Below are 2,027 nucleotides of genomic sequence, written 5' to 3' on the forward strand. Positions count from 1 at the left end.
CAAGCATTACCGGTAAAACACCAGCTGGTGCAGATGTGACTGATGTTTCAGGAACGACTGAGACTAATGATACACCGACAGTGGCTACCATTACCCCAGCGGGTGCCGTGACTTTAGTGAAAACTGTTAACGGTTCCGTTCCTAATAAAGCAGGAGAGGTATTGAATTACGATCTTGTTGTTAAAAATATAGGTAACGTCACCTTAAGCAATCTGGTGGTTATCGATGCAAATGCCATCGTAACCGGCTCACTTGTTTCGAGTTTAGCTCCTGGTGCGAGTGTAACACTTACTGCTGCCCATACACTAACTCAAGGGGATGTGGATGCAGGTACCTATAGCAATACCGCAACGGTAACTGGTAAAACACCAGCTGGTGCAGATGTGACTGATGTTTCAGGAACGACTGAGACTAATGATATACCTACTGTTGCAACGATTACTCCAGGTGGTGCTGTGACTTTAGTTAAAAGTGTGAATGGATCAATACCAACGGCCATTGGTGGTGTATTGAATTACAATCTTGTTGTTAAAAATACAGGTAACGTAACCTTGACCAATCTGGTGGTTACGGACGCCAATGCAATTGTTACTGGCTCTCCGGTTGCTAGTCTGACTCCAGGCGCAAGTGTAACACTTACCGCATCCCATACTTTAATTCAAAGCGATGTAGATGCTGGAACTTATACTAACACCGCAACGGTAACGGGTAAAACCCCCGCTGGTGCAGATGTGACTGACGTTTCAGGAACGACGGAGACTAATGATACACCGACATTGGCTACGATTATACCAGTGGGTGGCGTGACTTTAGTGAAAACTATTAACGGTTCCGTTCCTAATAAAGCAGGTGAGGAGTTGAATTACAACCTTGTTGTTAGAAATACAGGTAACGTAACCTTAACCAATCTTGTGGTTACGGACGCCAATGCCATAGTAACCGGCTCACCGGTTTCGACTTTAGCTCCTGGCGCAAGTGTAACACTTACTGCTGTTCATACTTTAACTCAAGTTGATGTCGATGCTGGAATTTATACTAACACCGCAAGCATTACAGGTAAAACACCGGCTGGATTGGACGTGACTGATGTTTCAGGAACGACTGAAACAAATGATACGCCGACATTGGCAACTATTACGCCGGCGGGTTCAGTGACTTTGGTTAAAACAATCAATGGATCAGTACCAACGGTAGTTGGAGGTGTGTTGAATTATGATCTTATCATCAAGAATACCGGCAATGTCACTTTAATCAATCTGGTAATTACCGATGCAAATGCCGTGCTTACGGGTTCTCCGGTTTCTAGTCTGGCTCCAGGCGCAAGCATTACACTTACTGCGTCCCATACTTTAACTCAAAGCGATATTGATGCAGGTACCTATAGCAATACCGCAACGGTAACCGGTAAGACACCGGCTGGAGCAGATGTGAATGATATTTCAGGAACGACGGAGACTAATGATACGCCGACATTGGCTACCATTACGGCGGCTGGATCTGTGACTTTAGTAAAAACAATTAATGGGTCAGTACCAACGGCTGTTGGTGGTGTATTAAATTATAACCTGGTTATTAAAAACACCGGTAACGTCACCTTAACCAATCTGGTGGTTACTGATGCAAATGCCGTGGTTACGGGTTCTCCGGTTGCTAGTCTGGCTCCAGGCGGAAACGTAACACTTACTGCTGTTCATATTTTAACTCAAGCCGATATTGATGCGGGTACATACAGCAATACGGCGACGGTAACGGGTAAAACACCAGCTGGAGCAGATGTGAGTGATCTATCAGGAACGACAGAGACTAATGACACACCAACAGTGGCTACCATTCCGCCGGCTGGATCTGTTACTTTAGTGAAATCTGTTAACGGAAGTGTTCCTAATAAAGCAGGAGAGGTATTGAATTACAATCTTGTTGTTAAAAACACAGGTAACGTAACCCTAACCAATCTTGCGGTTTCGGACGCTAATGCAGTGGTAACAGGTTCTCCTGTTTCTAGTCTGGCTCCAGGCGCAAGCGTAACA

The 2,027-nt window shown here is 45.0% G+C and carries 1 protein-coding gene; it reads left to right on the plus strand.

Annotated elements, in window-relative coordinates:
• A partial coding sequence (locus R2Q80_RS21860) for a beta strand repeat-containing protein (protein WP_410478785.1) occupies positions 1–2,027 on the plus strand: 2,027 nt, incomplete at both ends.

Source organism: Pedobacter frigidisoli, from assembly GCF_032678525.1.
Taxonomy (GTDB): domain Bacteria; phylum Bacteroidota; class Bacteroidia; order Sphingobacteriales; family Sphingobacteriaceae; genus Pedobacter; species Pedobacter frigidisoli_A.